This is a genomic window from Exiguobacterium sp. Helios (genome assembly GCF_014524545.1).
Lineage (GTDB): Bacteria > Bacillota > Bacilli > Exiguobacteriales > Exiguobacteriaceae > Exiguobacterium_A.
On sequence record NZ_CP053557.1, the window covers coordinates 1,581,631 to 1,607,587 of the forward strand.

31 protein-coding genes and 1 pseudogene are annotated in these 25,957 nt (G+C 42.3%); 17 read left to right on the forward strand and 15 right to left on the reverse strand.

Annotated elements, in window-relative coordinates; translation table 11 throughout:
- Positions 1 to 523 precede the first annotated feature (523 nt).
- Complete coding sequence (locus tag HNY42_RS08080; protein ID WP_188004158.1) at positions 524 to 865, reverse strand: hypothetical protein; 342 nt, start codon at positions 863 to 865, stop codon at positions 524 to 526.
- Between the two features lie 91 nt (positions 866 to 956).
- A complete protein-coding gene (locus tag HNY42_RS08085) occupies positions 957 to 2,798 on the reverse strand; it encodes a mechanosensitive ion channel (protein WP_188004159.1) in 1,842 nt (613 codons plus the stop codon).
- Positions 2,799 to 3,152: 354 nt separating this feature from the next.
- On the opposite strand from HNY42_RS08085, the gene HNY42_RS08090 reads away from it, so the two are divergent.
- Positions 3,153 to 3,428 carry a hypothetical protein gene (locus HNY42_RS08090; protein ID WP_188004160.1) on the forward strand — a complete coding sequence of 92 codons (276 nt, stop codon included), beginning with the start codon at positions 3,153 to 3,155 and terminating at the stop codon, positions 3,426 to 3,428.
- Between the two features lie 358 nt (positions 3,429 to 3,786).
- Here HNY42_RS08090 and HNY42_RS08095 read toward each other — a convergent pair whose 3' ends face one another.
- The 5 genes and pseudogenes from HNY42_RS08095 to HNY42_RS08115 all read right to left on the reverse strand — a co-directional run bounded on the left by HNY42_RS08095 (position 3,787) and on the right by HNY42_RS08115 (position 10,410).
- Entirely contained in the window at positions 3,787 to 5,673 is a 1,887-nt protein-coding gene (locus HNY42_RS08095; protein WP_188004161.1) for a DUF4084 domain-containing protein, read from the reverse strand.
- Positions 5,674 to 5,878: 205 nt separating this feature from the next.
- Positions 5,879 to 8,143, reverse strand: a complete 2,265-nt coding sequence (locus HNY42_RS08100; RefSeq protein ID WP_188004162.1) for a putative bifunctional diguanylate cyclase/phosphodiesterase — start codon at positions 8,141 to 8,143, stop codon at positions 5,879 to 5,881.
- Between the two features lie 509 nt (positions 8,144 to 8,652).
- Positions 8,653 to 8,844: pseudogene (gene relB, locus HNY42_RS08105) on the reverse strand (type II toxin-antitoxin system RelB family antitoxin); the annotation flags it as partial.
- 106 nt (positions 8,845 to 8,950) lie between these two features.
- The gene (locus tag HNY42_RS08110) at positions 8,951 to 9,388 is read right to left on the reverse strand and encodes a hypothetical protein (RefSeq protein WP_188004163.1); all 438 of its coding nucleotides are present in this window, start codon (positions 9,386 to 9,388) and stop codon (positions 8,951 to 8,953) included.
- 50 nt (positions 9,389 to 9,438) lie between these two features.
- Entirely contained in the window at positions 9,439 to 10,410 is a 972-nt protein-coding gene (locus HNY42_RS08115; RefSeq protein ID WP_188004164.1) for a DUF2268 domain-containing putative Zn-dependent protease, read from the reverse strand.
- A 157-nt stretch (positions 10,411 to 10,567) separates the two neighbouring features.
- On the opposite strand from HNY42_RS08115, the gene HNY42_RS08120 reads away from it, so the two are divergent.
- From HNY42_RS08120 to HNY42_RS08130, 3 genes are all read left to right on the forward strand, one after another.
- Positions 10,568 to 10,867: a hypothetical protein gene (locus HNY42_RS08120; RefSeq protein ID WP_188004165.1), complete on the forward strand. Its 300-nt coding sequence runs from the start codon at positions 10,568 to 10,570 to the stop codon at positions 10,865 to 10,867.
- A 94-nt stretch (positions 10,868 to 10,961) separates the two neighbouring features.
- Complete coding sequence (locus tag HNY42_RS08125; RefSeq protein WP_188004166.1) at positions 10,962 to 11,180, forward strand: hypothetical protein; 219 nt, start codon at positions 10,962 to 10,964, stop codon at positions 11,178 to 11,180.
- Between the two features lie 72 nt (positions 11,181 to 11,252).
- On the forward strand, positions 11,253 to 11,732 hold the full coding sequence (locus tag HNY42_RS08130; RefSeq protein WP_188004167.1) for a glutathione peroxidase: 480 nt from the start codon (positions 11,253 to 11,255) through the stop codon (positions 11,730 to 11,732).
- 83 nt (positions 11,733 to 11,815) lie between these two features.
- Here HNY42_RS08130 and HNY42_RS08135 read toward each other — a convergent pair whose 3' ends face one another.
- Positions 11,816 to 12,280 carry a hypothetical protein gene (locus HNY42_RS08135; protein ID WP_188004168.1) on the reverse strand — a complete coding sequence of 155 codons (465 nt, stop codon included), beginning with the start codon at positions 12,278 to 12,280 and terminating at the stop codon, positions 11,816 to 11,818.
- Between the two features lie 14 nt (positions 12,281 to 12,294).
- Entirely contained in the window at positions 12,295 to 13,200 is a 906-nt protein-coding gene (locus tag HNY42_RS08140) for an EamA family transporter (RefSeq protein WP_188004169.1), read from the reverse strand.
- A gap of 171 nt (positions 13,201 to 13,371) precedes the next feature.
- Between HNY42_RS08140 and HNY42_RS08145 the strand changes: the two genes are divergently transcribed.
- The 4 genes from HNY42_RS08145 (at position 13,372) to HNY42_RS08160 (ending at position 15,330) form a co-directional block, all read left to right on the forward strand.
- Positions 13,372 to 14,322 (forward strand): SMI1/KNR4 family protein, encoded by a 951-nt coding sequence (locus HNY42_RS08145; protein ID WP_188004170.1) that lies wholly within the window; start codon positions 13,372 to 13,374, stop codon positions 14,320 to 14,322.
- Positions 14,323 to 14,397: 75 nt separating this feature from the next.
- A complete protein-coding gene (locus tag HNY42_RS08150; RefSeq protein ID WP_188004171.1) occupies positions 14,398 to 14,814 on the forward strand; it encodes a hypothetical protein in 417 nt (138 codons plus the stop codon).
- 21 nt (positions 14,815 to 14,835) lie between these two features.
- Complete coding sequence (locus tag HNY42_RS08155; RefSeq protein ID WP_188004172.1) at positions 14,836 to 15,102, forward strand: hypothetical protein; 267 nt, start codon at positions 14,836 to 14,838, stop codon at positions 15,100 to 15,102.
- 27 nt (positions 15,103 to 15,129) lie between these two features.
- Positions 15,130 to 15,330 (forward strand): hypothetical protein, encoded by a 201-nt coding sequence (locus HNY42_RS08160; protein WP_188004173.1) that lies wholly within the window; start codon positions 15,130 to 15,132, stop codon positions 15,328 to 15,330.
- A gap of 115 nt (positions 15,331 to 15,445) precedes the next feature.
- On the opposite strand, the gene HNY42_RS08165 is transcribed toward HNY42_RS08160, so the two are convergent.
- Positions 15,446 to 16,285, reverse strand: a complete 840-nt coding sequence (locus HNY42_RS08165) for a helix-turn-helix transcriptional regulator (RefSeq protein WP_188004174.1) — start codon at positions 16,283 to 16,285, stop codon at positions 15,446 to 15,448.
- Positions 16,286 to 16,403: 118 nt separating this feature from the next.
- Here HNY42_RS08165 and fabF point away from each other — a divergent pair, with 118 nt between their 5' ends.
- Positions 16,404 to 17,642, forward strand: a complete 1,239-nt coding sequence (fabF, locus tag HNY42_RS08170; protein WP_188004175.1) for a beta-ketoacyl-ACP synthase II — start codon at positions 16,404 to 16,406, stop codon at positions 17,640 to 17,642.
- 149 nt (positions 17,643 to 17,791) lie between these two features.
- Here fabF and HNY42_RS08175 read toward each other — a convergent pair whose 3' ends face one another.
- Complete coding sequence (locus HNY42_RS08175; RefSeq protein ID WP_188004176.1) at positions 17,792 to 18,433, reverse strand: DUF3885 domain-containing protein; 642 nt, start codon at positions 18,431 to 18,433, stop codon at positions 17,792 to 17,794.
- 138 nt (positions 18,434 to 18,571) lie between these two features.
- Between HNY42_RS08175 and HNY42_RS08180 the strand changes: the two genes are divergently transcribed.
- Entirely contained in the window at positions 18,572 to 18,793 is a 222-nt protein-coding gene (locus HNY42_RS08180) for a DUF2188 domain-containing protein (protein ID WP_188004177.1), read from the forward strand.
- A gap of 19 nt (positions 18,794 to 18,812) precedes the next feature.
- Here HNY42_RS08180 and HNY42_RS08185 read toward each other — a convergent pair whose 3' ends face one another.
- Positions 18,813 to 19,400, reverse strand: coding sequence for a GNAT family N-acetyltransferase (locus HNY42_RS08185; protein WP_188004178.1), 588 nt, complete (start codon positions 19,398 to 19,400; stop codon positions 18,813 to 18,815).
- A gap of 17 nt (positions 19,401 to 19,417) precedes the next feature.
- Positions 19,418 to 19,765: a hypothetical protein gene (locus HNY42_RS08190; RefSeq protein WP_131972908.1), complete on the reverse strand. Its 348-nt coding sequence runs from the start codon at positions 19,763 to 19,765 to the stop codon at positions 19,418 to 19,420.
- Between the two features lie 203 nt (positions 19,766 to 19,968).
- On the opposite strand from HNY42_RS08190, the gene HNY42_RS08195 reads away from it, so the two are divergent.
- The 5 genes from HNY42_RS08195 (at position 19,969) to HNY42_RS08215 (ending at position 23,165) form a co-directional block, all read left to right on the forward strand.
- A complete protein-coding gene (locus tag HNY42_RS08195; RefSeq protein ID WP_114596035.1) occupies positions 19,969 to 20,424 on the forward strand; it encodes an NUDIX hydrolase in 456 nt (151 codons plus the stop codon).
- A 72-nt stretch (positions 20,425 to 20,496) separates the two neighbouring features.
- A complete protein-coding gene (locus HNY42_RS08200) occupies positions 20,497 to 20,793 on the forward strand; it encodes a barstar family protein (RefSeq protein WP_131972906.1) in 297 nt (98 codons plus the stop codon).
- Positions 20,794 to 20,885: 92 nt separating this feature from the next.
- Positions 20,886 to 21,779, forward strand: a complete 894-nt coding sequence (locus tag HNY42_RS08205) for an HAD family hydrolase (protein ID WP_188004179.1) — start codon at positions 20,886 to 20,888, stop codon at positions 21,777 to 21,779.
- Positions 21,763 to 22,734, forward strand: a complete 972-nt coding sequence (locus tag HNY42_RS08210) for a LacI family DNA-binding transcriptional regulator (RefSeq protein WP_114596032.1) — start codon at positions 21,763 to 21,765, stop codon at positions 22,732 to 22,734. The genes HNY42_RS08205 and HNY42_RS08210 overlap by 17 nt, the downstream gene beginning before the upstream one ends.
- A gap of 71 nt (positions 22,735 to 22,805) precedes the next feature.
- Complete coding sequence (locus HNY42_RS08215; RefSeq protein ID WP_188004180.1) at positions 22,806 to 23,165, forward strand: cupin domain-containing protein; 360 nt, start codon at positions 22,806 to 22,808, stop codon at positions 23,163 to 23,165.
- 188 nt (positions 23,166 to 23,353) lie between these two features.
- Here the strand turns inward: HNY42_RS08215 and HNY42_RS08220 are convergent, their stop codons facing one another.
- A complete protein-coding gene (locus HNY42_RS08220; protein WP_026828570.1) occupies positions 23,354 to 23,575 on the reverse strand; it encodes a hypothetical protein in 222 nt (73 codons plus the stop codon).
- Positions 23,576 to 23,806: 231 nt separating this feature from the next.
- Here HNY42_RS08220 and HNY42_RS08225 point away from each other — a divergent pair, with 231 nt between their 5' ends.
- Positions 23,807 to 24,388, forward strand: a complete 582-nt coding sequence (locus HNY42_RS08225) for a hypothetical protein (RefSeq protein ID WP_188004181.1) — start codon at positions 23,807 to 23,809, stop codon at positions 24,386 to 24,388.
- A gap of 53 nt (positions 24,389 to 24,441) precedes the next feature.
- Here HNY42_RS08225 and HNY42_RS08230 read toward each other — a convergent pair whose 3' ends face one another.
- The gene (locus tag HNY42_RS08230) at positions 24,442 to 25,350 is read right to left on the reverse strand and encodes a helix-turn-helix transcriptional regulator (RefSeq protein WP_188004182.1); all 909 of its coding nucleotides are present in this window, start codon (positions 25,348 to 25,350) and stop codon (positions 24,442 to 24,444) included.
- Between the two features lie 77 nt (positions 25,351 to 25,427).
- On the opposite strand from HNY42_RS08230, the gene HNY42_RS08235 reads away from it, so the two are divergent.
- Entirely contained in the window at positions 25,428 to 25,883 is a 456-nt protein-coding gene (locus HNY42_RS08235) for a VOC family protein (RefSeq protein WP_188004183.1), read from the forward strand.
- The last annotated feature ends 74 nt before the right edge of the window (positions 25,884 to 25,957 follow it).

Genomic DNA, 25,957 nt, shown 5'->3' on the forward strand with positions numbered 1-25,957 from the left:
TAATAAAGGTTTAAGTAAGGTATAGGAATATGTAAATAAACATTTGAGTTTTTCTAATGAAAAATCGTAAGCGAGAATTATGAGCTGAAAACTGACTAATAGGGAAAAGAAATAAAAAGGAATAACATTTGCATACAACTAAGGAGGTATAGTAATGCACAAAAAAACCTACAAAAATTCGAAAAGAGAAAATATCTTTGAACGAATTTTCAAGGGAGAATTAAGTAAATTTTCAATTCTATTTGTTGCATGTCTAATAATTTTCTTTGTTTTAATCTCCTATTTTTAAACACCAAAAAGAACTGATTATTTTTTGGTATAAAAGTGAGTACACGTGCTCTCCGTGAGGCTAAAAATATCTTTCATATCGAATGTTTAAATACTTATCATTTGGGAAAATCAATACTATTCCATTTGATTAGATGACTTGTTTGGTACCGCATTATTAAATGAGCATCGGTATAATCAATCTCCTTTAAAAACGAGTATCAGTTCTTGAACTGATACTCGTTTTTTATTTGTTTCATTGAGAGTGATTTTCGAAGAAGTGGTGAAGTAGGGTAACAATTTTTTCTATAGGTTCATATGATAGAAGAACGATTTGGTGTTTGCTCCCGTTCGAGAATTCTATATCAAAACGTTTTTCGAGTGTTGATAAATTTAGATAATAGTGTATTTCACCTACGACAGACCGTGAAATATCAAATTGTTGAAGATTAGTAGAATACAATGAAACCGGATGATTGGAATAGATTTTTATTTTTGCAACATTAGCGGTACTGATAACTTCTTCAAAAACGAAATCTTGCGGAAAGTCTTGTTTTTCTAGATACTTTTTAAGTTGTTCTCCTTTGAGAAGTTTCACAATTGTTTACCTCCTCACCGTAAGTAAAAGGACATTAATAAATAATGTCCTTTTTAGTTACAAAAAATTCTTCGAATTTTCACCTACAACTTTATAATTGATCGTAGTCTGATGGAGGATTGTTCAATTCACGACGAGTATTCGAACGATTAATGTTTGGACCGAGAGGATCATTCGGATCGATTGGATAATCGTCTTGTTGTGCTAAATCATTTTCAGGAAGTGCCCCTTTTGGTGTACCGTGTGTCGGGTTCACGTTCGTAGAAGATGATGGTTTAGAAGCTTTTGGTGCTTGATCTGGTGTGACGTCATCTGCTGCTTTTGACGCGGCACCTTTTGCTGCTTCTTTTAAGCTTGGCTTCGTCGAAGCAGACGAGGTGTGGTTTGACGGCAGGTTCGATGTGTCGATATCTGCATTCTCTGCTTTTTTCTGGAGACGGTCGAGATAACGTGATGCATTATCACGGCCACCTAAGCCAAACGCGAGTCCGAAAGCAAGAGCAACAGCACCGAGGATCAAGATGAACGCTGAGTTAACGATTGTAGCGGCAACACCAAGTTGATCAAGTGCCATGAAGACAGCAAGAGCAAGGATGGCATATTTCGCGACGCTTGAAAGAACTTTTAAATCCGAGTTAGCAAACAGGCTGTCCATCGTGCGTTTCACCAAGTTGCTGATGATGATACCGATGGCCAAGATGATGATCGCTGTCAAGACGCTTGGAAGGAAAGCAAGAACCGCGCGACCGAGATCAACCATGAAGTTGAGACCGATCAGATTGAATGCTTCAACGACGAACAAGACGACGATGACGATTTCAACGAGTGATCCAACGATGGATGATGGGGATGTCGAGGCATTGTTTGCATCCCAGTTACCGATTTTCAAGTGGCGTGTTAAGTTATTGAAACCGAGGCGTGACAAGAGGTCTGCGACGAATTTCTTAACGAAACGACCGACATAAAGACCGACAAGGATCAAGACGACACCGATAATGATGTTCGGAATCATACCAAGAACATCATTTAACATGTTGATGGCTGGTCCTGTAATCCCTTTGATGTTGAGCTGGTCAAGTGCCGAAATCGTGATCGGGATTAAGATCAGGATGAAGACGACTGTACCTAAGATGGAAGAAAGTGATTTTGTATCTTTTTGTTCGTTTGTACCGATGTTGAAGCGTGAAGCAAATTTGTCTGTACCGACTGCATGCAGGAAGTTCGTGACGATATCGCGAACGATTTTCGCAACGAGGAATCCGACGAAGAAGATCGCTGCTGCAGCAATCAGACGTGGGATGAAAGCAAGGAACGACGAGAGTAATTGGCTGAACGGCTCAGAAACACTTTCAATGTTGAGCGCACCCAGTACACCCGGTAGGAACAATAACAAGACAAGATAGAAGACGATTTCGCCTGCAATCTTCGGATAGTTCGAAAGATCCGTTTGACCTTGAAGCATTTTGTTCGAACGGACTTTTTCGTTCGACATCAATTTCGTTCCGCCTTTGACGATAACCATGCGCAGTACGACCGCGATGACGTAAGCAAGAAGAAGAATCAATGCTGCTTTCAGGATGTTCGGGATCGCTGCGAGCAATGTGCTCATCGTATCCGCAAGCGGTCCTGCGATGATGTTCAAGTTCAAGATGTTAAAGACGAGGATGAGAACGAAAACCATCAAGACCCAGAAAATGACTGTCCCGATAATTTTTTCAGGCGTCCACTTTTTCTTTTGTGGTGGTGTACCTTCTTTTTGTGGTGACAATTTGTTGACGACACCCGATTTTTCCAATGCCTTTTGAATACCGTTTGCGATCAGTTTCGCAATCAGCCATCCAATCAAGAAGACGATAAGTGCTCCTAAAATGTTTCCGAGAGTTCCTAGAATCCCGTTGACGTCAAATGACGTCGTGTTCCAAAAGTTGTTCATCATTGCACCTCCATATAAGTTTAAGGTATCCAATACATACATGTTTATTTATTCCCTGTTTTAATCAAAAATAGTATAAATATTTATATTTAAGTTCTACTATTTTTTCAATTGATATGATTAAGTAAAAAACGTTCTCTTTAGATTTTTTACTTCATCGATCTCTTAAGGAATAAATATTTTTCTAAAGACTTTACGGATCATATATATTTTAAACTTTATAAATCTTAGATTGGTATATTGGAAGGACTTATAATTTTTTTAACCAAAGGTATGATTATCGCCATACAAAAAGGCTCCCTAATAGGAAAACAGATTTTTTATTTCATCTGTCTACAAATTTGGAAGCACATCATGATAAATGATTTTTTTATTTTTCAGTCAGTCAGTATAGTTTATACAGTTCAAGCCCATAAAGAACCAATTAAATCAACTGCTCCTGTTATGAATACAAAGGCTAAATTGATTATGAGAGTGATTAGAACTCCAATAGTTGCTTTTTTATCATTAAATGAACTGGTTTTTATGATTAGCATGATTGAACAAATACAAGTAATGAAACTAAACGCTAGACAAAAATGTATAGGTTTTGTTGAAGAAAGAGAGAAAATAAATTTAAAAAAATCATAATTGAAAAAAGAATTGTAAATAAATAAAAATAATAAAAAAGTAATAATATATAACAAGTATCTTATGTTTTTCATAAATTCTCCTTTTTGGAAAGATATCCAAAAAAGTACTGAAAAGGATATAGATGCATGTGTCAGATACATCATCATATGTTGCTCTTCTACTACAATAATAATTAGAAAGGCGACTTCATAGTGCGTACCTCTATATTCCTATTTATTGCTCTATAAAACATGGAGCGCTTTAGAAATTTAGAAAAATTGATTTGAAATAGTTCAATAACCGTATTTTGTACAGTCTATTCGAGATATTCGATACGTCCATGGAAACGAAAGAGTTTCAGTAGAATGGGGTGCGCTTATAGTGGCATATGTTGAAGTTCACTGTAAAAAACATAGCTTCCTGTTTTGGTTTGTTTCGCATGATACATCGCGAGATCCGCGTGCTTCATCATTTCTAGCATAGTCAAAGCATCATTCGGGTGACAAGAAATTCCGATACTAGGTGGACAAGTGATGATATGATGATCGATTTGATAGGGTTCCTGTAATGCCGTCAACAATCGGTCTGCTAAATGAAGCAACTGTTCATACGTGGCAACATCTCTCAACAAAAGCGTGAACTCGTCGCCTCCCTGTCGCGCCATCATGTCGAAAAGATCTTCGAATGTTTTTAATCGTGTAGCAACGCCTTTGAGTAATTGATCTCCGACATCGTGTCCGAGTGTATCGTTGACATGTTTAAACTGATTTAAATCCATAAAAAACAAAGAAACGTTTGAGTCATTTTTCGAGGGGCGGTGTTTAATAAGTCCAGACAGACGCTCCTCGAAAGCAGGACGATTGAAAAGTCCCGTAAGTGCATCGTGGTAAGCGAGGTAATGAATCTCTTGTTCAATTCGTCTCGCTTCGGTTACATCCTTACCGATGCCAAAAATTCCGACCAATTCGTTTCGGACGATGATCGGGACGTTCGTGATGTTCACATGTAGTGCGGAGCCAGCCACGTTTTGGACGACCGTCTCATAACTACGGGGCATGCCATTAAAGACTTCTTTTAATTCTTGCGATACACGCTTTCGGTGAGAGTCCTTGACGTACCGCAAACTGTTTTGGCCGATCAAATCAACCTTGGATATGCCGAGTAGATGAGTACACGCTGTATTGGCACTATCGAATTTCCCGCTGAGATCCGTGGAATAGACAGGGTCCGGATGGTATTCGAATAACGATTTATAGCGCTCCTCACTCATTTCGAGAATCTGAGCTTGATGATAATAACGCCGGACTAATTTGTGATTTTCGAAAATGATTAAAATTTGCCGGATGATGACCAATAAAATCGAAAGACCAGAACCCATCGTCACGATATCAAAGTTTGTAGAGTGAAATCCCATGAAGACGAACAGGATCAACACGCCGCCATAAGGCGTCAGCATTTGAAACACGTTTAGTCTTTCGATTTCTTTAGGAAAATCTATATTTTTTTGGTCTAAGTTACTTTGAAGACCAGCGAAGCTTAAGAGAATCATTCCAACAATGAACAAAGGATCAATCCAACTACCTGTAATATAAGTGTCTTGCGCGATTAAGTACAGATAGACGGAGTCGGCAATGGCTTGCAATGCCACCGCTACGATAATGAGATACATTGAATGATTTTTGTCTTTAGTCGATAAATTGAAAAATAGAAAGGAAACAGCGACCAGCATGCCTAGGTCTCCAATCGGATAGATCAAAGAAACGACTAAAGCCTCCATAGAAGCAACACTTGTAGTCAGGATAGGTGCAATCAAAAAGTGCCATGAGAACGTACTGGCCACGACTAGAATAATCATGACATCAAACAAAAAAGAAATCCGTTGTTGGATAGCTGCTTCCTTTAAAATTTTATGGATCAAAGCATAGAGGAGGCAAAGAGCCTGTAAAATGTAAAAAATATCTGGTGATCCTGGAAATGACACGTCTTCGTTTAAGACACTCTCTGAAAAAAACCAAATCAATTCAGCGATTAAATAAAAAAAGGTTCCGAGTCCGATGAAGGACCAAAACTTACGGTCTTTGGAATTCGCTTGACTGACGGCTAATTTTAGATAGAAGAGCGCAATCAAGAGTCCGACGATCGAAAAGAGACTTCCTCCTACTATTTGTAGAGAGGCTGAATCAGGGAAGGTGAATATCCAGCCGTAATATCCTAAAACATATAGGAGAATGATCAGGATAAAAATCTTAGGTCGTTTAGACATGCTATTCATATACTCCTTTTAATCATATTTTCTAAGTATACAATGAGTTCTTCTTTCATAAAATATGGTTTATAAAACAGGTCTATGATTTTATAAAGTGAACTCTAGGTATTCCTGTCATATAACTGAATTCATCATACGATTAACAAATCATGAAATGCATGATAGAGACAGTCAAGCATCGTCTCCATCATGCACTTCAATTTCAATAGGACATTTCTTTAGGAATAGGATGATTTTGTAGTAGATGAATGAACGAGTCAAAATCGATGGGCCGAGAAAATAGATAGCCTTGGCCAATCATACATCCATAGGATTCCAGCTGCGATTTTTGCTCAATCGTTTCGATTCCTTCCGCTACGACGGTTAAATTGAGATTTAATCCAAGATCGATAATCGTTTTCACCATGGGGGAAGACGTATTTTGAGTCAAGCGGTCGATGAATGACTTATCAATTTTCAACGTATCAATGGGTAATTGTTCTAATACATTCAAAGAGGAATATCCCGTCCCAAAATCATCGATGGATGTCTTGATGTTTAAAGACCTCAGTTGTTGCAAGATGGAGACACTTTCCTGAATGTTTTGAACGATACTCTCTGTAATCTCCAGTTCAAGCCATTGAGGATCTAACTGTGTTTCTTGAATGATCTGATGGATCATTTTGCAGAAGTACGGATTTTGGAATTGAAGTGCCGATACGTTCACAGACAGGAGTAACGGATCAAATCCAATCAGTTGGAGTTGCTTACTTTGATAGGCCGCAGTTCGAATCACCCATTCGCCGATTTCGTTAATCAAACCAGATTCTTCAGCGATTGGAATAAATTCTATAGGCGATATCCATCCATGTTTTGGATGATACCAACGGAGTAGAGCTTCCATTCCGACAATCCGTCCCGACTTCAAATCAATTTTAGATTGATAGTAGACAGTCAATTGATTTTGGCTGATGGCATGACGTAAATGAGATTCCATTTCGAGTTTACGCACAACGTTTGATTTTAGTTCGGAATCATAAAATACGAAAGAATGATTTCCATGTTGTTTCGCTTGAGATAGAGCTTCCGCTGTTTGTAACTGCACTTCCTCAATGGTTTGACTTTGATCAGGGAATGTCGTGATGCCACCGTGCGCGATGATATTTAATTCAAAGTCCTTTAATTTAAATGAATCTTCTAAAGACATCAGGATATGTTCCTTTACTTTTCCAATAGCTGATTTCGAACTATTCTTGAGAACAAGTAAAAACTCATCTTCACTGAAACGATAGATCGTAACCTTCATCGTATCTAACTCTTTCAGTCGTGAAGAAACTTCCTGAATGAGTTGTTCGCCGACCTGATGACCAAAGGCGTCGTTGAATATCTTTATCCGGTCAATTTGTAACAATATGAAAGAAAGAGATCGTTCTTTATTGTTGAACAAGGATGCTGTTTCTTGTTTAAACGCAGAACGATTACCTAGTCCTGTCAATACATCTATATAAGCAGTCTTTTTTAATTCAAGTAACAACGTATTATTTTTAAGGACAGTAAAAGCTTGTCTGACTATGACGAGAAGAAAAATGATGATCCAACCGGCACTCAATGCATTTAAATTCCATTCGTAACTCTGCATCATCAAGATAGAGAGAATAAGGATGCTCGTGTAAGGAAAGATAAATTCTTTTTTTAAGTAAGGTCCTGTCGCAGGAGGAACATCTCTCTCATTCTGTTCATCTTTGTAAAAAAGAGCAGTGAATCCAATGAAGAGCAATGCGATTGTCCAAATGAAATCCACAATCCCGCCGGTTTTATAACCGCTCTCCATATTCATCTGTGCAAAAAGAACATCGCCTAGAACTTGAAGGGATAATCCAGTAACAAGAAAGAGGAGTGAATGGTTTTTTTTATTGAATTGAATCAGATAAAAAAGTGTGATGACAAAAAATAAAATGCCTAAATCGGCAAGTTGAAAAAGAAATGTGAAGGCTATATTCCATATCGAATGTTGCTCGATCCGATAAAGCGGATAAAGTAGATAGTAATAACTGATTGAGCTGGCTGTAATCATATAGATCATGGTATTAAAAAGGTAGGTGGCGTTCGATACTCCAAGCGAGCTTTTTTTTAGTCTGTTTAAAAGTGCTGCAAAATAAAAGAGATAGGACCCTGTCCATGCAAGATAGGATGTAGTAGGGAAACTCATCGTCTGTTCGAAATAAAGTAAAATGATCCATATGAAGGTACCTGTAGCGGACATGCTAGTTGCTAGGCTCAAAAAAAGCCAAAATTGCTTGAGTGATGGATGAGAGCGATAGTAAGCTCTTGCAATCCAAAAAGTGCTTAATAGACCAACTAGAAACTGAATAATATTTAGTAAAACCAATTCATTCCATTGAGATGCTTCAAAAAAGTTGTTACCATACCAAAATAACAAACCAATTCCAGTGGTTAAAAGAAAAGGATAACTTTTATTTTTGGGCAAAATAGTTCCTCTCCTTTTAAAAATAAGTAAAGTATGTCTTAAAGTAATATCGGATATTTTAGATTGATTTTTAATAGAAAAATGATTTTTATAAAATATTGTTGATAATCTAAATTTCTATGTAGATAAAGGTGAACAAGATAGACGAACTGTTCTAGGGTAGATTTGAAAGAAAAAAAGTCCACATCTGAGGAATGATGTGGACTTCTTTCTATAGTAACTATGCTGTTTGCTAGGTTAATTATTTAATTATTCTTCACAACAATCATTTATAAACATCACGACGATGCCCGATATCGAGAATCAAGATGACGAATTTTGTAAGCGATCAAACGATAGTCCGATGCGATACCGCCATTCACCCGAACGATTCGAAACAAGTCCCTTTCCATGACAACGCGAATCATCCGTCCTGACCATATTCTTCTTGATCCAGGACATGATGATCCGCGGATCTATCTTGTTAAGAGACTTTTGAGCTCCGCGCTCAAACTATACCGTGTATACTGTCATTCTAAAACAAGTTCCTTCATCATATCGTCAAATGAGATTGCTTTTGATTTTTTGCGGTGTGCTGCCATGGAATCATGATAGAGTTGTAAATCGATCTCATCTTCAATACGATCGAGGACGGCATCGCGAACAAGTGTAGAAATCGTGATGTTTTTCGCTTTCGCATATTCTTTGATCAATTGTGCATCCTGATCATCGAGTCAGACAGAAATTGTACTCATACTTATCATCTCCTTTGCAATACATTGTAATACGTATTTAGATGTATAGACACAAGATCTATTCGTTCTTCCTTCAATCTACTTTGATTAAGAAAGCAAACTGACCGTCACCATTCTCCGACCATCCTGCTTGAAGTTCATAGGCATATGTGCCGGCTTTTTTCGGTGTTACGAGTTGATTATTTTTTAACGTAACCGGGTTACCGGTCTCCTTATTAAATCGAAGGATTTTGATTGTATCAGGTTCCGGATCGAAGGAAATCTGGATTTTCTCGTTCGGCATGACGGTGACCGGTTTACTTTTTTCAGTCATGTGTAAACCGTCTACATAGATTTTGTCTACGCATTGGCCGCTAAACAGGCCACTCCAGCAAAATGTCCCTTGGACCGTCGGAATACTTTTTCCCTGTATCTCGACACGGGGATCGGGTGGTTCATCACGGAAGGGTTTGAAATGAACAAAAAAAGCAATGATGATAATCACGGAGCCGATTAATAAAAATTTCCGCATCTGAAACTGTCCTCCTTTGAAAGTGGCATTCTTCTGTGTCACAAATCTTTTCATTCAATGAGCTTTTGATACTTATATCCTTCCAAAACAGCGTGATTCTCTTCATACGTCCATTTTTTGATGGAAAGATCAGGATTGGCTTTCGAATGATGGCTTAAGATATCACGTCCCAGAGAATATCTGCTCCAAATCGGGATATCTTTTTGTTCGTTCCCGATGGCAACATCCTGATAATCGGCTTCACCATTCCCAATCAGACGCGCCACATGTTTTTTTGTTGTATCATTCATCGGTATATTCCAAGGAGGCGAGACGTCCGTGACGATCTGATCGGCAAAGGCATCTGCTTTTCCTTCGAAGATGACCGAATCAAGAGATGTGTCAATTCTGCTTAACTCGGGGGTATCATTTAAAACCAGGTGATGATATTCATGCGCGATTGTATAGGCCAAAACTTCTTTATCGAAGTTTGGATTTAGTTGAATGATAATCGAGTCTTGAAAAGCTGCTCCTGACACTCCGGCCAAAGGATCCGTCATTGACCAAAATTCCGGGTTGGACGGTGCGATGAAAATCGTAGCTTTCTTTTTAGGCAGCGCTTCATAGGAAGCGATATAGTTTTTTGTAATGATATCTTTGATTTCGTCATGCTGTTTCATCAATTCATTCGTTTGGTTCAGTAGATCCTGCTCGTAAGCTGTCGCCTTCAACATGAAGAAAGTCTCTAGGGTGGTCGGATCAAAGTTTTCCTTCTCTCCAATCTTATCTATGTAACGAAGGACGTATTCTGCGTAATTTTTTGTATCCGTTTCTGAAGTATCTGCTTTAAGCGATGCTTTCAAATAAGTTTGATAGGGCGCATAAAGTGGGACGATGTTTAATTCACCACCCTCGCCGATTTTCACAGTTTCTAGTTTAAATTCTTTACTTTCGGAGTGCGTCACTGTTTTTTCTGTTTCGTCTGTACAGGCTGCTAACAGCAGGAACGGGATGCAGAGTAAAGGAGCAATTGCTTTTTTCAACAGAAATGACCTCCATTTCGAATTCGTTAGGCTGATGAACGTTCTCGTTGATTGATGAGCAGGAAGTTCAGAACTTCATATGTAAAATTATACCATGAAAATTAAAGGGTTTAATGCCTGAATTATTCATATGATTATTAAGTTAGGAGATACTGACATGACAACTATTCAAATCGATGAAGTAATAAAAAAACTGGAACAGGTCCTGGAAAAACAGCTGACACGAGAGGAAGTATCCGAGTGGGCATATGAACGAATGGCGGATTTGGAGTGGATGGAAGAGAAAGAAGGCAGGTCGTTGACGAAGAAGGAATTGGCTGTTTTTCGTTGTCTGACGACAGTCTGTGGAATGGATTTGCAAAATAGTCCGGACGAGTATTTTCATGTAGACGACGATTTTCGGGATTGGATCAAAGCATTTCAGGAAGTGGAGAGAAGCTTTAAAGCTAGAGGATGAGCCCGTTTCGCTAATTGAATTTTCTCAACCAATTATCATATTCATGAAACCTTTGTTTAAAAAAACAGGTAAAAAGAGGAAAGGGGATGATGAGATGGTACGATGCACGAATTGTGATTATAAGTGGAAGACGAAGGATGTGCTTGCTGTCACTATTGCAAACCACGGCAAAACATGTCCGAACTGCGGGAAGAAGCAATATCTTTCAAAAGATACCCAACATTATCTGTCACTCGGATACATCAGTCTGTTTTTTCTGTTGATCATGCCGTTTGTCATCAAGCTGAGTGACCGGGAAGAACACATCTGGTAAGCGAGTTGACGTGTGTTCAAAAAAGATGGCGCTTTTTCAGCGATGTATACTGATGATAAAGGGGGAATGAAAATGAATACATCGCTCTACGAAATCGAGGTACAGGACGCAACCGGTCAGACGGTTTCACTTAACGACTACGCCGGAAAGGTTCTTGTCATCGTCAATACAGCAAGTAAGTGCGGGCTCGTCAAGCAACTCGGAGACTTACAGCGGCTACACGACAAGTATGCGGATCAAGGCGTCAAAGTGCTCGGATTCCCGTGTGACCAATTCAACAATCAGGAGTTTGCCGATCAGCAGGAAACGATGCAGTTTTGTCAGTTGAATTACGGTGTGACATTCCCGATGTTTCAGAAGATTGACGTCAATGGACCGACGGAACACCAGTTGTATACGTACTTGAAACAGCAACAGGGAGGACTGCTGTCGTCAAACATCAAGTGGAATTTCACGAAGTTTCTTGTTGATCGTCAAGGGCAGGTCGTCAAACGATTTGCCCCGGTCGACTCGATTCAGACGATTGAAAAAACACTGGCGAGGTATGTATAATGAAACTACGTCCCGTCCGGCGCAAGCCGTCGGGCGGGACGAGTCGCATCATCCTACCTTTGGCGAGGTAGGACTTTTTTATGTCAATTCTCTTTCGGCAGATTAAAAGAATGTCTGACGATAAAATCACTCATCTTATGACCAAGATCCGTAAAGACCGGCGGGCGCGGAGACAGGACATGAAAATCCTGCTCGAATGCCCGGATGGCATAGTGCGTCCAGTCGCGCGACGAATCCCGCTTCAAGCTCATCCAGGCCGTCGCAAAAGTCAGAAGTGCCGAATCCTGATACAAGGCGAGCGGAACCGTACTGAATTCCAGCCCGTCATCCAGTTCATGCAAATCCGACGAGCGGAGCAGGACGCAATCTGCTTCAAACAACAGTTCAAAATAATTGCAGGAATAGTCGCCGATGAGCACCATGACTTCGTCCGTATGACCGCGAAAATAGAGTGCCAGCCGATTGCCGTTTTCCTCGTCCATGACAATGTGATCGAGTTTAATCTGATAGTCTTCCCGGTACAACAGTTTCTCGAATGTGATATGCATGACTGATGCCCTCCTTAAGAGTGTTTTTCCTTGGCGAGTTCGAGGATGTCCGGCTGTCGTGTCGAACGCGACAACCAGACGAGCAGACCGATGCCGAAAAATAAAAGCGAAATGCCGACCCACGATAACAGGCTGAGCGTTTCCCCGAGGACCAAAACGCCGAGCAAGGCAGCGGTCAACGGTTCACCAAGAGAGAGTGTGACGGCTGTCGAAGACGAGACGTGCGCAAGACCTCGTGCGAACAACAGATAGGCAACACCTGTTGCGAGAACACCAAGATGGAGACTGATGCCGGCGCCGCGCAGACTGAAGACCCATGACAGATCAAACAGGAATAAGAGTGGTGATAACAAGAGAGCGCTGAGTGTAAAGACGACCGCGACGACGGATAGCGGAGGGTGTGTTTTCACTAAGTCCCGGCTGACAAACGTGTAGACGGCAAAGGACATTCCGGCACCGAGTGCGAGCACGATCCCGAACGGATCGACTGAAACGGATGCCTGATTCATGACCAACAGTAAACAACCGGCAATCGAAAACAATGTCGACAGCCACCAAATGGTACCCGGTCGATTTCTTAAGACAAGCCATTCAATCACTCCGGAAAAAATCGGCGCACTGCCGATCGCGACGACGGTTCCGACGGCGACTCCGGTCATAAGGACAGCGGAAAAGAACAATGGCTGATAGGCGGCCATGCTGAGGGCAGCGAGGAAAATCGTAGGTAGCGGCCAATCTTTTAAGGTCAGCTTGCCGGTCAATAAGACGAGACTGAGTAAAAAGAAGCCGCCGACCGCCAAACGAACGGCGCCGATCGCAATTGGGTGGGCCGTTTCCGGCGCAAAGGCTTGCGACGTTCCGGTTGTTCCCCAAAGCATTGCTGCCAGTAAAATCAGCAGCATCGAAGACTGTTTGTGCATGGTTCACCTCCGGATTAATAGACATAGATGCTGTTTAAAGATCATTTTTGATTAGAAAAAGAATACCACAGAAAGAGGAAGTTGAGTTCACCCAAATTATTGGTAAAATGGTAGACTAAAGGAAGATGAGGCCAGGTGGCTCATACATAGAAAAATAAGAGGGTGGATCCAATGAATCAAATCGCAGCAGTACTCGGTGGGCTTCAGCAGAAAATCAGTCATGGTTCAACGTTCATTCAACGGAAGTACAATGAAATCGGTCAGGCGAAATTTAATCTCCCGGAACCGGTGACGGCAGCATCGCTTGCGGCATTCGAAGCCGAATTCAATCAAAAATTACCGATTGAATACCAAACGTTCTTTGAACTGCATGACGGAGCGGATCTGTTTATTCTTGATGATGGTTTGGGGCTGGTATTGCATTCCTTGGAGCGGGTGATTGAAGCGACGAATGAGGCAATCGAATATGAATTGATTCATGAGGACTTCGATCATTACTGGGTGATTGGGGAAATCAATGAGGGTTATCTGTTGATTAACCGTGAGTTTGCAAAAACGGAGGATACACCATATATGTATTGGGTGTTCCATGAATTATCGACCGAGGACGCCGATCCAATCGGTCAAAATTTCGGAACGTTCCTTGAGTATTCAATCATTGCCCAAGGAGACGTGTTTTGGGAGTTCAAGGACTTCAGTATTGAAAAGGATAATTATTTCATCGACGAAGAGACTCTGGAAGAGAAGGTTAAGCCGCCAATCTCGATCCGGTTTGTCGATTCGGTTCGCGTCGAAATTGAATACCCGATTTCGAAAACCAATTCATATTTCACGATTTCGATTTATGAGGGCAAGTTTGAACAGGAGAAACTAGGGATGCGTTATAACGAAGGCCGGGGTTTTGAGAAGGTCATCCAATCCCTCCGTGATCATTTGTCTTATGAACAATATCATTTTTCGTCAATTCAAGTGTTCCAAAGAGAACATTTGTTACAGACGAACGAAGATCAATCAGGAGACCCTTTAGTCCGAAACGAAAACCTACAACGACAAGGATTCAGATACGACGGCTACCGGGCCTTTGCGGACCAATTACCGCGTCCGTTACCGGGCTGGGAATAAGCCAAGCATTACATTCAAGGAGCACCTTCATTTCTTAGACTCTTTTGTAACGAATGATCGAAAGGAGAAATGGAAATGCAAAAACTGCTGATTATCCCATTGTTATTCAGTTTAGCCGGGTGTATGTCCCTCGACATGAAACCGAGTAGTCAGTCGGTCGAAACGGGTTATACAGGAAGTGTCAAAGACGGGTTTGTATTTGAATACAAACTGACCAATACCGGCGATTATCCGGTAAAAGTCGCCTCCCGGGCCGGTCATCTGCTCAACGTTAAGGTCCGCAAACATGGTTCTCAAAAAGTCGTCTATGATTCGTACGAAGAGGTGGAGCCGAAACGGTTGTCGAAAGAAGTACAACCGCATACCACGGTGACGCTGAAGAAAACAGTCAAAGCCGGTGTCATTCCAGCGGGTGTGTTTGACATTGACTATATCGTCCGTGACGATACAGGTGAAAGCGCAGGTGGCGATAAAGAAATCAAATTAAACTAATTCAATCCAGGAGGAATAAAAATGTGGAAGAATCCAAGTTACCGTTACGGAATATGGTCATTGATTGTCAGCTTTTTCTTATTCTTAATCGTTCAAATGTATAGTGCTTATATCGAACTGTCACCCAAGTTTGATGGAGGGGCACTCGAAGAATATCATTTGATTTACTTCCCGGTTATCGCATTGATTGTGGGATGTACGTTCCTGATTGGCGGTTGGTGGAATGAGGACTTCAAACAGGAAGCACAAAAACGAGCAGCACTAGAAGCTGAAAAGCCGACAGAGTGAAGATGGCTTTTAAAGGAGTGAAACAAAATGATTAAGAATTTTCCTGCTTTACTGATGCTGACAGTGGCGGGCATCGTCTTCATGCGTTTCTTATCGGATACGGAAATGGTGCCATTTTTGAAGATTATTTTAACGCTCGTCGGACTCGTCATGATATTATCGGGAATCATCGGAATGATGTTACACGGCTGGGTCATAGGTTATGAGCGAAACCGAAAACGGATGTAAACAGGATCTATGCTTTGAAACCAACTGACGTGAACTCTTCCCGACGCTAAATACAGCGTCGGGAAGAGTTCACGTTTTGTAATGTAAGAAGAAAAAAGCAAAAGCTAGACGTATGTTAAGTGTTGGCGATTAAACGTTTTAACTTTTGTTCCGTCGTCGTGCCCTCCATCGGTGTATAGATACTGCATCTTAAATCAATCTCTCCCTGAACTTGTAGCGAGGTCAGATCAAACAGCATCTTTCCGGCTTTTGCATGCCGAAATTCAATCATGATTTCGGGTGCTTTGCTGACCTGGCTTTGAGTCCATAGTTCCAGGAAATCGGGATATGTGCGACTCATCTCCTCGATAAAGGCGGTATACCATTCGTCTCCGGAATATTGACCGTAATAGGTGCGGAAAATGGACAGAAAACCTTTTGCGAAATGTTCCCAGTTAACAGCCAGCACCTTAAATTCCTTTTGGGAAAAAACAAGCCGGATTAAATTTCGTTGAGATTCCGGGATGTTTGCAAAATCTACGAATACGTGGGCCGCTGCCGTATTCCAACCGACAATCTGACAATAGCGGTCCGTGACAATCGTCGGACAATAAGTCAGGTCCGATAAAATTTTTTTGAGCGATGAACTGATCGGGGACGGATCTTTTTTTAAGGGTGGAGTGACGGAGTTCGCATCAATCGTTAAATCGTACAGGTACTCCCGCTCATCCTTGTTCAAACACAATGCCTGCGCTACACAATCCAGTACACTTCTCGAGACTTTGATGTCTCTTCCTTGCTCGAGCCAGGTATACCATGTCGTGCTGACGCCTGCTAATTGTGCGACTTCTTCCCGGCGTAACCCCGGGGTGCGTCTTCTTGTGCCGGACGGGAAGCCGAGGGATTCCGGTTTAAGCTCAGCTCTTTTGGTTTTTAAAAACGTCGAAAGGGCGTCGAGTCTGTTTTTATCATTCATATCTTGTCCTCCAATCGAAATCACCATCCAAGTATAATTTATACTAGGATAAACAGCCACTTGTAATAGGATAGTAAACGGATATGATTACCTTATACGATAACGAGGAGTGAGGAATTTGGAGCGAGTGGTTATTACAGGTGTTGGTGTGATTTCTCCTATTGGAAATGATGTCGATACATTTTGGAAGCATTTAATTGGAGGAAAGTCTGGTATTTCAATGATTGATACGTTTGATACATCGCAGCATAAAGCAAAGATTGCTGGGATCGTCCGGGATTTTGATGCGGAACAGGTCATTGGGAAAAAAGAGGCACAGCGACTGGATCGGTTCACACAGTTTGCACTCGCAGCAGCAACCCAAGCCTGGGAAGATGCGGAATTAGAAGGCGTTCCCATCGATCTAGAGAAGACGGGTGTGTACGTCGGTTCAGGAATAGGCGGAATCGAGACCCTGATTCAGAACGTGGATGTCCTGGATAAGCGGGGACCGAGAAGAGTAAGTCCGAGTTTAGTACCGTCCATCATGTCAAATGCGGCTGCGGCTCATATCAGCATCAAATGGAAAACTATGGGCCCGACGATGTCGCCTGTATCGGCATGTGCCATTGGAAATACGGCAATCGGAGAAGCATTCCGGCTGATTCGTATGGGAGAAGCGGATGTCATGTTTGCAGGAGGGACGGAAGCCGCAATCACGGATTTATCTTTAGCAAGTTTCGGAAACGCGACTGCCTTATCTACACGAAACGATGCCCCCACTCAAGCCAGCCGTCCGTTTGATGCAGGACGGGACGGGTTTGTGATGGCCGAGGGGGCGAGCATCTTAATAGTCGAATCACTGACACATGCTTTAGCAAGAGAGGCAAAAATTTATGCTGAGATTGCAGGATATGGCGCGAGTTCTGATGCGTATCATATCGTGGCCACTCACCCGGAAGGTCAGGGCGCATACCTGGCCATGAAAAAGGCATTGCAGAGTGCTGGAATCGAAGCCGGTCAAATTGACGTGATTAGTGCGCATGCAACCAGTACCTTGGTGGGCGACCAGTCAGAAACGCTGGCGATTAAAAAACTGTTTCAGGAACATGCCTACACGATTCCCGTTACAGCAAACAAGTCTATGCTTGGCCATATGCTCGGAGCGGCAGGAGGAGCGGAAGCGATCGCCTTGGCGAAGAGTTTACAGGAGGGGGTCATCCCGCCGACAATCAATCTCGAAACGGCAGATCCTGTATGTGATTTGGATTATGTTCCAGGAGTGGCCCGAACCGCAGATATGATATTCGGATTATCCAATTCCTTTGGGTTTGGCGGTCATAACGCGGCGATTGTCTTAAAAAAATACGAAGGCTAACGGATTGATTTCTTAAATGAGATGGACGCAACGGAAAGCAATTCGTCATAATGACTTTACAAATGATTCAGCGAACCATCGAAGAGCAGGCGGGAGACAAGATAATGATGCACTGAAAAGTGAGAAATCAAAACAGCCGAATTGAAATGTCATTGTTCTTCAGTTAGAAAGCCTTCTGATTGATCCAGTCTATATTTTTCATTTAGATATTGAAATGTGTTTTCCTCATTGAGTAGAATAAAACAACCCCGGTCGTCAAAAATATACAGGATGATGTCTTTGTCCGGGTTCACAAAATAAATCACGGGATAGTACGTCTGTCTTGATTTAAAGCGGGGATACAACTCAGGAAAGTCCTGATTACAGATTGCTTGAAGCAATTTTTTATAACGAAGGGACTTTCTGCTCGGCAATAAGCGGGCATATTGGTAAATGATTTCTTCCTCATCGCGAACATCCTTTTTTTCAAACTCAAGCGCGTATCGATTCTTTTTATTTTTGAGATAGCGCTCAAAGATCTCCGTACTTTTCGCCGGAGGAGAATGGAGTTCTTTTCGGACACGTACAATGAGGTACAAACGGTCGTTTTCATGAAACAGATCTTCAAACAAAGTGAGTGATTTTTGATAGACCTTATCGAAATATGCCATATTCAGTTCGTCGGAATCCGATTGAATCTGATAAAGTTCCTTTTGCAAGTCGAGACTGAGTGTCAGCGGACGCTCCGCAAAAGATTCTTCCAAAATATCTGGATTGTCAAAGTGAGTGCGGAAATAATCTTTTAGTTTCATAAAGTGCTCCTTCCTTGATGATTGTTATGTACTTTCCTAATGGGTTCAAGAGCGTCTCCGGATGAATGAAGATTTCCGGTTAAGGGTATCGAATATAGAAACAAACTAAAACGATCCACTTAAAAAGGAAGTGAACGCATGGCGAATCAGCATGTTACACCACATCTGGATGGCGGCTATCAGGTCATTGCGGAAGGGGCATCGAGAGCAACGAAGCGATTTCCGACACAAAAAGAAGCTATCGCAGCCGGACGGGAAATTGCGAAAAAGCAACAGGTCGAGCTGATCATTCATAATAAGGAAGGTCAGATCCGCGATAAAGATTCATACGGCAATGATCCGTTCCCGCCGCGCGGATAAACGCAAAAACACGTCGCTCTTATAAGAACGTGTTTTTATTATGGACTGAGCCGTCCTGCCATTCCGTCTTCAACAAGGAATACATATACAGATCATCGAACTGTCCGCGTGTCTTCTCGTATTGACGCAACAGTCCTTCCCGCTGGAAACCAAGCCGTTCGAGCAACCGTTGAGAGGCTGTGTTGTCCGGCAGAACAAGCGCTTCGATCCGGTTTAAGTCCCATTCATTAAAACCATGTGCAAGTACGGCCCGAACGGCTTCTTGTGCCAGTCCTTTGCCCCAGTGACCAGGACTCAGTTCAAAGCCGAGTTCCGCCCGCTGATGCCGGGAAGAACGGTTCAGGAAACCGCAACTGCCAATGATATCAGGAGTTGCATGTTCGGTGATGCCCCAGCGGAGACCGGTCTGTTCTGTTCGGATGGAGTGATACCAGTTGATTTCGTCCAACGCATCGGCTTCCGTTTGGAACGGATCGAGTCCCATTTGTGTGACGACCTGTTCGTCAGCGAGATACGTCAGCAGACTCGGAGCGTCAAGCGGCGTGACTTCGCGTAAGGTCAGCCTTTTTGTTGTGAGTACAGGAAATGCAAGTGTCGTCAAAGTCATCCCTTCTTTCTAAACATTTAATAGAGTCCGGTCATCGTCAGTTTCAACAGCATCGAGATGATGTAGGTTTTTGCCGTTCGCGTATCTGTAAACTGTTGCTCGTCAAACGTTTTCCCCCGTTCACGGAAGAATGTATGCCATACACCCTGTTCCTGGTAGTAATAGAATCCGTCCGCCAGCCGGTCGCCTGAGGGTGAATCTGGAAAACCGTGTTTTTCGGTATAAGCGAAGACATCTGCTTCGGTGACGGTAAACACATCCAAATAGGAATGATTCCGCATGTCAGAGACATTCAGTGTGTCGCAGGCAAACTGATACGGATTGCCGTACAGGAGAACTCTGATTTGTGTATCGTGGTCAATCATATCCTTCGACTCCTGTCCTTGAAAAATGGTGATATCGACGTTCGAAATGTATTTCCATCATTTTAACATTTGGATTATTGTAAAACCAGATGATGGTAAAATAGAAGGAGAAAGTTGGCATTCGTTCAGAAGCTTCAAGGTTGTTATAGCACCGTCTCTGGATAGGTTATGTACGATATAAAATGGAAAGCAGGAACAAAATAATGAACTATATCATGGAACTCCGAAAATTTGTCGGTACACGTCCGCTCGTCGTACCCGGCGCTTGTGTCATCGTCCTGAATGAACAAAAGGAAGTGTTATTACAACTGCGCCGCGATAATCACTGTTGGGGACTTGCCGGCGGAGCACTCGATCCGGGTGAAACGCTGGAGCAGGCAGCGGCCCGTGAACTGTTTGAAGAAACCGGACTGACGGCAAATCGGCTTGAGTTATTCAACGTCTACTCCGGCAACGACTTTTACTATAAATATCCGCACGGGGATGAGGTCTACAATGTCATCTCGGCCTATATCTGCCGCGACTATCAGGGGACATTGGTACAGGACGATAAAGAAGTCGCGGACTTACGGTTCTTCCGTTTAGACGACTTACCGGACAAAATCAATCCGCCGGAACATCCGATTTTGCTCGAGTTCATTGCAACGTATCAATCATAAAGCGGCAACGCGACACGAGACACGTTCACAAGTTCTGTCTCTGTAAAGAAAGTAGCCGGAAGGAGAGAGCTCATGAAGAGCATTGAAATAGTCGTCACCACGGTTCAATCAGCAGGCGAACTGCATCGTCTCTTAAAACAGAAACTGGACTTTCCGGCATATTACGGTGAGAACTGGGATGCATTTTGGGATCTTATCAGCGATCCGGAGGATTACGGTTTACCGGACGAAATCATATGGATTGGTTTTGCAGCACTCCAACGAAAGCTGCCGAAAGAAGCAGGGCAATTATTAGCGTGTCTGGATGATTATCATCAGGAAATGGAACTTCAGCCATGTATGTCGACTTTCTTGGAAAATACGGATTGAGGTCGATTACCCGTAATAGGGGGTTGCTCTGGGATGCGTTTCAGAATCTATACTGAAGATGAACAGTACATTATCCCGTGAGGAGGAACACCATGCGCTTATTTGCCATTGATTTAGACGGCACCTTGTTACACTCAACTCATATGATTTCAGAACGAAATGTCACAGCCGTCAAGCGATGTCAGGAGAACGGAGATATCGTCGTGATCGCGACAGGGCGAGCGGCGTTTGATGCAGCGCATTTGTTACGGCTCCACCGGTTGGATTGTCCAATTATCGGTTCAAACGGAGCAGAAATCCGGGCAGAATGCGAAGGGATAACGATACGGAAAAATACTTATGTCCCCTCTGATGAGAGTGAAGCCATCTTGAACTGCTTGCTGAAGAAGAACGTTTATCTTCAAATTTACTTGGAAGACGAAATTCTGTTGACGTTTGATGCGACGGATCGACTGATGAAACAAATCAATGACGAACAGAGGATTAATCCATCGTTTCAAGCTGACGCATTTCTTCAATCCGTGCAACCACAATTGAAACAATACGGTGTCCGGGAAGTAACGGGTTTCTTAAATGTCGATTTCGCGAAAGTCATGAAATATATGGTCGTCAGTCCGAACGCAACCGTACTGAAACAAATTCAAAACGACTTATCATCGCAAAACTGTACCGTTACCAGTTCCGGCCCATTTAACCTCGAGGTAACGGCGAACGGAAGAGATAAAGGCATGGCATTGCAACAATTTGCTGAACGGTTGGGGATTTCACTGACAGCAACGATAGCGATTGGCGATCATCACAATGACCTGCCGATGTTTCGGGTCGCCGGGACAAGTATTGCAATGGGGAATGCGGAAGACATCGTTAAACGACTGGCGACTTACAAGACAGGACATCATGATGAAGACGGGGTTGCCATGGCGTTGGAAATGTTTTGTTCGATTCCGTTCGATTTGGGAGGAGGACAGGATGGCAAATATTACTGAAATTGCAAAAACCGCCGGCGTTTCCCGCTCGACGGTTTCCCGTGTATTGAACAATCAACCGTATGTCGTCGCGGAAAAGCGTGCGGCGGTTCTCCGGGCGATGGAGCAACTGGATTACCGGCCGAACCAAAACGCGGTTCATTTATCGCGTGGCAAAACAAATGTCATCGGTGTGATGGTCCCGCAAATCAATCATCCGTTTTTTAGTCAACTGATCGAGGGCATCGGTATTGCCTGTGCCGAACAGAACATTTCGATGCTGATCCATCAAACGTTTAATGACAGGCAACAGGAACAGCTGTCGTTTACACAACTGAGGCGTAAACAAATCGACGGACTGATCATCGGCTCGTCGGTCAGTCCGCCTGACGTGCTCGAGCGTGTCCGACGCGATGGTCCGGTCGTAATCTGCGAACAGCGGGAAGAAAGTCTCGCGCAGGTCGCTGTTGATCATCAAAGTGGAGTCTTAGCAGTGTTATCTCATTTAGTGGAACGGGGACATTCTTCTCTTGGACTGTGTCTCGGAAATCCGGCGAGCGGTGTTGGACTAATTCGTCGCAACACCTTCGATGCGTTCGTTCAAGAACACGATATATCCGTTTCGCCGGACTGGTATTTTGAGGAGAACTATTCCTTTGTGGATGGACAGGACGTGATGAAACGCTTGCTGAAACTGACGGACAGACCAACTGCCATCATCGTCGGGAATGATTACGTTGCTGCCGGCATCATTCATCAGGCGAAACAAGGAGGGATTAACATTCCGGAGATGCTTGCTGTGACCGGTTTTGACAATCATCCGATTGCTGAAGCGATGGGGATGACGACCGTTGCTCAACCGATTGAACGTCTCGGGAAAGAAGCAGTCCAACTGCTCGATCGATTGGCTGCGGGAAAAGAGCTTCCCATCTGTCAGCCGATTCCACTCGAGCTGATTGTGCGTGAAACGACATGATACTTGAAAGTTGTAAAGCTTGTAAACGTAGCGGTTTATCTTCGCAAAGCGGTTGGTCAGGAGAGGATTATATGGAAATCTATCAATTTAAAAAAGAAGTGGGTAAGAAAATTACAAAGTTCGACTCAGATTTTGTGATGTCACGTATTACACAGACAGACAAAGTAGCACATATAGGATGTGTGCATTTAGATGAGGATGGGTTAATTGGTTATCATCCAGCTGTTGTTCCTCAACTTCTTTTAGTTGTAAGCGGAGAAGGCTGGGTCAGAGGTGAAACGGATGAATACATCAAAGTTCATAGTGGGGAAGCAGTGTTCTGGGATAAAGATGAATGGCATGAAACCAAAACAGATACGGGATTGACTGCAATCGTTATAGAAAGCGAAGAGCTGACCACTTCATCATTAATATCTTTGGAAAAATTTTAAGTGTTAATACATATGAGAAACTAAAAAAATATCCTAATTAAGCTGCCGTTACAGCTTATTCATTCGGTGCAATAATTGTAAAGAGGATTTCTTTGTCTTGCCAGATTTGATATAGATAGCCTGCTTTCAGGTGCGAACGAAAAAACGCAGATGCTCTGTTCTTCCGTGAACAGGAGGATCTGCGTTTTTCACATGAAAGTCTTTCGTTTGTACATTTTCTCTTCGATTCGATTCCAAATACGTGTTGCGATATAAATATTACATACTGAAACGATAGCTGCGATGACAATCATACTGATACCGGTATCATCTGCTAAAACAAGCGGTTTAAAGATCGTGAACACGATAGACAGAAGAATCGGAATGGTAATGCCGATCCATACAGAAAAGAATAATAGTGCTTTCCACATCAAGCTCATCCTTTCAAGGTGAATCTATAATGTAGTATATCAAACAATAGACTTTATATTAGAAAAAATGGAAAACTTAGACATATTCCGTTATTCTTTATAGGTAGCACAACATTATTTTCCGGTAAGGAGCATAAAATGACAGAAGTCCTGATTATAGAAGAACCTGTTACCACAAAGTTCATAGAAGATTTAGTGCATCCCCATCGGTTTGACGGAGGTTTACCTGTTGTGCATCGTTTAAGCGGAGAAGGACACGTCGAAGAAGGTCGAGAATTTTTAATGGCATTCTTAACACATCAAGCGGTCTTCCCGTTGTATGTGCATTTTGTCGACGAGTATGAACTGTCTGAAGACTTTACGACCTTTTTTCAACAACATCAGATTGACTATACGGTTGACGACTGTGGCGGCAACTTGAAATCTTACGGGTATAAACGGTACAACTATTATTCTTGTATTACGGCAAAAATCCAAAATATTGCTGACTTGCGGCTTGTATTAAACAAAACGTACTGGCTCGCATCTGAAAATGTATTCTACTGCATCAGTCATTCAGATTCTTTAACGTTTGAATGGGGAGAGTTCTTAGAATGGGGAGTCAAAAGAAGACGATCCATCGCTGTATTTGATTTTAATGCTTCAAAGACCTACATCACCACTGATTATGACGGGTTAGGATTTTGTATCCTCAGCCGGGATACGCAGTATGCTTCTCTTGCTGGCATGATCGCCAGTTTGCCGGACCAGATGGTCGTTACGCAAATTAATGATGAAGTCATAGAGGAAGACGATGACTTCTCTCTTCTATAATACTTATGATGTTTGCTGCGTTAGGACCGTTGTGATGAATGATTAAAAAATACTTAATCGTACGATGCAATAGCTTCTCGTAAAAATTCCAAGTAGTTGTCTATGAAATGTTGTGGACTTAGAATTTTAACCATGTTTCCCAAACCGGCTAAGAACTGATAGGAAAACGGGCTCTCAGGTAATTCAATGTTCGCCAAATAGTGATGGATCGTCACTTCCGTAACAGATTTTTTTCCATATCTCTCGATGAATTGATCTCGTACGCGAGCATCAATTAATAGTTGCACCGTGACCATATCTAATTTTGCTGCCTTGTCATGGCTTTTTATTAGGTCTTCTTCAGATCTTGGTTTAAAAAAACCTGCTTTTTGAATGTCTAACATTCTTGTCAACTTAAACGTACGGTAGTCGTTTCGTTCCCGGCTGTAACCAACCAGATACCAATGCCTCTCGATGAATTGCAGTTTATATGGTTCTACGATCCGACACGTTCTTTGTCCAACCTGATCGATATAGTCAAACTTCAACAACCAATGCTGTTCGATTGCCTGATTGATGAATGCAATGTCTTCTTTGATTTCTTCTCTTCCCGACCAATCATAGAAGGACAGGTCAAGCTTTGATGGGATATGTGTTTTAGACATGGCTTTGATTTTTTGAATCGTCATCTGAATGTTGGGATTCGTTATTAATTGATCGTATCCGGCCAACGAAATCAGGATATTTTCTAAATCATTGTGATTTACTAACCGTTTATCGAACTTGTATTCGTCCATCAATGCATATCCACCTTCAGCACCATGTTGCGCATAGATAGGGATGTTTGCATAACTCAATGCCTCCATGTCTCGTTGAATCGTCCGTTTCGAGACATTGAATAGCCGGCTGAATTCTGAAGCGGAGATTATTTCTTTTTGCAGTAGAATCATTACGATGGAGATAAGTCGTTCAATTTTTTTCATGGAGTCCTCCTATATACGACACCTAGTTGTCACCTATAGCCTATTATACTTGGATTAAACAAAGGAGGAGATAAAAAATGAAAACGGTAGCTTATTTACAATTCGATGGTCAAGCAGAAGAAGCATTGACGTTCTATGAAAAAGCGTTACAGGCAACAGATGTTAAGAAAGTACGATTCAATGCTTTAGGAGAGAACCCTAATATGCCGCTTGGAAAAGAGGATCAAGAGTTAATCATGGAGTCACGTATTGAATTTGCGGGGAATACCTTAATGCTTTCAGATGTTCCTTCTGCAATGCAAACGGTGACAGGAGGAATTCATAAAGGGAATTCTCTTCTGATCAGTATTGTCGATGCGACACCGGAAGTGAATTCCTCTCTTTTTAACGGTCTCTCTGAAGGAGGCACTGTCATCATGCCTTTATCAAACACCCCTTGGTCGGCCAGTTTCGGAATGCTGATTGATCAATTTGGTGTGACATGGAAATTTAACAGTGAAGCGAGTAAGTTTCTTGAGAGCTTTACAAAGTAAAAATGAGAAGAGTCATCAAAAAAGGAATGTATGACATGCAAAGAGCTGGTTCTCCAGATTTATGGAGGCTGGCT